A 4,314-nucleotide genomic window follows, 5' to 3' on the forward strand; every position below is an offset into this window, starting at 1 on the left:
ATCTCGCGCCGGGTCTGCTTGCGCTTGCCCAGGCCCTCAGCGTCACCGAACGTCAGCTGCATAGATGATCCTCTACATGATGAGGCGGGTAGTGTCGCGTATCTGTGGTGCGTTGTTCAGAGCTTCCCTAGGGCTGGGTGGCGTGCTCCAGTGCTGTCAACGTTGCCAGCGCCTGCGCGCGCGAAGCACCGCACATGTCCGGGGACGGACGCAGGCTGGTGCAGACCGCTGGCCGCGTCGGCAGGCCGAACAGGCGGCAGCGGCCCTGCCCGTCCAGTTGCACGCATGGCACTCCCGCCGGCTTGCCATGCGGCATGCCGGGAATGGCCGAACTGATGGATGGGGCGATACAGCAGGCCGCGCAGCCAGCGCGGCAGGGGATGTCCATGTGCATGCCGCAGTGTAAACCGCCGCCACCTCCCGGCAGCGGCGGCGCTGCCGGCTAGCGGGGCGGAATATAGCTGGACAGGCGCACGTCGAAGAACGCCTGTACGGCGGCGAGATTGGCCTTGGCCTGGATGTCCGCACCCACGTCGCGGCTCATGCCAAGCACGTCGTCGTCCGGCCACCCGGGGCCGAAGCACCATTGCGTGCTGGGAATGTTGTAGGCCTGCAGATGCGCCAGCATGCGCGTGGTGGCGATCTCCGCGCTGCGATTGCCGGCCGGATAGCCGTGCTCGCCGAGATAACCGCGCTTGCCGGCCTGCTGCAGCGCTTCGATAAACGGGCTGACCATGTTGATGCCGGTATCCGGCTGGATCACCTCGTTGCGCCCACCGGGGCCAATCCAGTTGCCGCCCCCGCTGCCGTTGTTGTCGAGATAGTTGTGCGCCTCGTACACGATGCGATCGTACGGGTCCGGGATGTCGAACAGGTCCATCGAATCGTCCTGCCAGCGCCGGGCGCTGGCATAGCCGTTGCCGCACACGAAAACGAAATGGTTTCGATCGCGGTCGATGATGGTCTTGGAGCAGGCGGTGGCGGTCTTCTGCCAATGTGCGGCCATCGACAGCACCGTGCCATCCGCATTGCGCTCGGCGCCCTGGTACGGCTCGTTCATGACGCCCCAGCCGAACACCGCCGGATGCTGCTTGAACCGGTTGACGATACGCGCCCACAGATCCGGCAGGCCGGCGTCGTTGTAGAGCGTGCACCCCGGCGTTCCGATCACCCGGTATTCGTAGAGCTTGAGCAGCTGGTCGCGACCGTCCAGATAGCCCACGTAATTGAAGTTGCGCAGCGGATAGGTGTCGGCCCACAGCTCGGCCGCCGCCAGATCGCCCACACGAATGCCGCGCGCATCGACGACTGCACCGCTGGCGTCGCGCCGGTATCCGCTCTTGGCCGCCACCCGCTGCGGCAGCCGCATGTAATCGTGCAGCTCCACGATGGCGCGCTTGCCGCGCGCTGCGATATTGTCCAACGCGTCCTGCACCTGCTTGCAGTAGCTCTCGTTCAACGGCGCGCCCTGCCCACGCGTGAAGCGCGCGGCGGTGGTCGGCAGACGGAAGAGCGGGCAGCTTCCTGCCGCGGCCACATGCTGGGCAGTGATGGCGCGGTAATGCGTGCCGATCTCGGCGTTTTCCACATAACTATTGGAGGCCAGACCGGACAGGTTGAGGCCAGCGAACGGCAGGCTGGCGCTTTGCGCGGCTGCGCGGCCTGCCCAGCCGGCAGTGGCCACGACCGCGGCGCCGGCCGCCCCTTGCAGGACGCGACGGCGGGTGATGCCGCCGGCGACCGGTGGCGTGGTGGAGTGGGGCGGTGCCGCTGGTGCACGGCGTGGAGATGGATGGTCGGACATAGGGGCGCCTCCTGCGGTGCCGTTGGAAAGATCCTCGCCGGCGCAGCTCCCCTCGGCCGCACCGACCCCTCTCGATAGTGGCCGCGCCCCAGCGCCCGGATCTGCGCGCCGGTTCGCACTCCTGCCACTGCATGCCCGGGCGCATACGTTTACATCGCATTACATGACAGGCCAACGGCGCTGCGCAGGTGCAGGCCCATGAGCCGATGGCGCCGGAGCGGCAACTGCGCGGCATGCCGGCAACGCCCGCCGCTGCACTGCGAGTGCACGCCGGCGTGCGTGCTAACGTGCGGACCCTGCGCGTGCGGTGACGGTTGCAGCAGCAACAGTCACGACGCGCTCTAATTGCCAGCCACCGCTCGCCAATCAGCCGCCGAATTCGCCATGCCCGAGTACCGTTCCAAAACCTCCACCCACGGCCGCAACATGGCCGGCGCCCGCGCCCTGTGGCGTGCCACCGGCATGCGCGATGGCGACTTCCACAAGCCCATCATCGCCATCGCCAACTCGTTCACGCAGTTCGTGCCTGGGCATGTGCACCTGAAGGATCTTGGTCAGCTGGTCGCGCGCGAGATCGAACGCGTCGGCGGCGTGGCCAAAGAGTTCGACACCATCGCCGTGGACGACGGCATCGCGATGGGCCACGACGGCATGCTGTATTCGTTGCCCAGCCGCGAGATCATCGCCGACTCGGTCGAATACATGGTCAACGCGCATTGCGCCGACGCGCTGGTGTGCATCTCCAATTGCGACAAGATCACTCCCGGTATGTTGATGGCCGCGCTGCGGCTCAATATCCCCACCGTGTTCGTCTCCGGCGGCCCGATGGAAGCCGGCAAGACCACGCTGGCCGAGCACAAGCTCGACCTGATCGATGCGATGGTGATCGCCGCCGACGACAGCGCCTCCGACGAAAAGGTGGCCGAGTTCGAACGCAGCGCCTGCCCCACCTGCGGCTCGTGCTCGGGCATGTTCACCGCCAACTCGATGAACTGCCTGACCGAAGCGCTGGGCCTGTCGCTGCCCGGCAACGGCACGGTTGTCGCCACGCACGCCGATCGCGAGCAGCTGTTCCTGCGCGCCGGACGCGTGGCGGTAGAACTGTGCCATCGCTGGTATGGCGGCGAAGATCCCACCGCCCTGCCGCGCGGCATCGCCACCTTCGAAGCCTTCGAAAATGCGATGACCCTGGACATCGCCATGGGTGGCTCGACCAATACCATCCTGCACCTGCTCGCCGCCGCGCAGGAAGGCGAGGTTGCCTTCGGCATGCGGGATATCGACCGCCTGTCCAAGCGCGTGCCGCAGCTGTGCAAGGTTGCGCCGAACACGCCCAAGTACCACATCGAAGACGTGCATCGCGCCGGCGGCATCATGGCCATTCTCGGCGAGCTGGCACGCGGTGGCCTGCTGCATACCAACGCCGCCACCGTGCATGCCCGCACGTTGGCCGACGCCATCGCGCAATGGGATGTCACCCAGACCGACGATGAAAACGTACACACGTTCTACAAAGCCGGCCCGGCCGGGATTCCCACACAGATCGCCTTCAGCCAGGCCACACGCTGGGACAGCCTGGATACCGACCGCAGCGATGGCTGCATCCGCGATGTCGCACACGCGTTCTCGCAGGAAGGCGGCCTGGCCGTGCTGTACGGCAATATCGCCCGCGACGGCTGCGTGGTGAAAACTGCAGGCGTGGACGAATCCATCCACGTGTTCGAAGGCAATGCCCGCGTGTTCGAGAGCCAGGATGCGGCAGTCAAGGGCATCCTCGCCGATGAGGTGGTTGCCGGGGATGTGGTGGTCATCCGCTACGAAGGCCCCAAGGGCGGCCCCGGCATGCAGGAAATGCTCTACCCCACCAGCTATCTCAAATCCAAGGGCCTGGGCAAACAATGCGCCCTGCTCACCGACGGCCGCTTCTCCGGCGGCACCTCGGGGTTATCGATCGGCCACGCATCGCCGGAAGCCGCCGCAGGCGGCGCGATCGGCCTGGTGCGCGAAGGCGACAGGATCCTGATCGACATTCCCAATCGTTCGATCAATCTGCTGATCTCCGACGAGGAACTTGCGCTGCGTCGCGCCGAGCAGGACGCCAAGGGCTGGAAGCCGGTGGAGGTGCGCCCACGCAAGGTCACTACTGCACTGAAGGCGTATGCGTTGCTGGCCACCAGTGCAGACAAGGGTGCGGTGCGGGATAAGGCGTTGTTGGACGGTTAGTGCCAGCGATCGCGGCGTGGTGAGCTGGCTTCTTGTGGTAAGCGCAATGCGACGCATCGGTGGGCCATGCTGATGCAACGCAGTTATCGCCGCTTGCTTGCAGTCAGCCGCTGGGTCGCTGCAAGCCAGTGCGGCGATTGGCCGTCGTCATCACGTGCTCTAGGGCCTGTTAACACATCCGAAGCCCATCAACGACTAGGACGAAGCTGAGGAATCCAAGGAACATGACATCCAGCTTCTCGAAGCGCGAGAAAATCCGGCGGTAGCCTTTCAAGCGACGGAACAGT

3 protein-coding genes and 1 pseudogene are annotated in these 4,314 nt (G+C 65.8%); 1 reads left to right on the forward strand and 3 read right to left on the reverse strand.

The features are described from left to right. Nucleotides 1-127: 127 nt before the first annotated feature. Nucleotides 128-349, reverse strand: a complete 222-nt coding sequence (locus F7R02_RS24475) for a proteinase inhibitor (RefSeq protein WP_227479189.1) — start codon at nucleotides 347-349, stop codon at nucleotides 128-130. 93 nt (nucleotides 350-442) lie between these two features. Continuing rightward, nucleotides 443-1,804: a glycoside hydrolase family 5 protein gene (locus F7R02_RS24480; RefSeq protein WP_011050258.1), complete on the reverse strand. Its 1,362-nt coding sequence runs from the start codon at nucleotides 1,802-1,804 to the stop codon at nucleotides 443-445. A gap of 384 nt (nucleotides 1,805-2,188) precedes the next feature. Between F7R02_RS24480 and ilvD the strand changes: the two genes are divergently transcribed. Continuing rightward, on the forward strand, nucleotides 2,189-4,027 hold the full coding sequence (ilvD, locus tag F7R02_RS24485; RefSeq protein WP_078590048.1) for a dihydroxy-acid dehydratase: 1,839 nt from the start codon (nucleotides 2,189-2,191) through the stop codon (nucleotides 4,025-4,027). 169 nt (nucleotides 4,028-4,196) lie between these two features. Here the strand turns inward: ilvD and F7R02_RS24490 are convergent. Then, nucleotides 4,197-4,314, reverse strand: a pseudogene (locus F7R02_RS24490) (IS5-like element ISCARN85 family transposase); the annotation flags it as partial.

The sequence above is a fragment of the Xanthomonas cissicola genome, assembly GCF_008801575.1.
Lineage (GTDB): Bacteria > Pseudomonadota > Gammaproteobacteria > Xanthomonadales > Xanthomonadaceae > Xanthomonas > Xanthomonas cissicola.

Bases quoted from the DNA above. Each gene is read 5' to 3' on its own strand.
- F7R02_RS24480 (WP_011050258.1), bottom strand. From the start codon at position 1,804: ATGTCCGACCATCCATCTCCACGCCGTGCACCAGCGGCACCGCCCCAC.
- ilvD (WP_078590048.1), top strand. From the start codon at position 2,189: ATGCCCGAGTACCGTTCCAAAACCTCCACCCACGGCCGCAACATGGCC.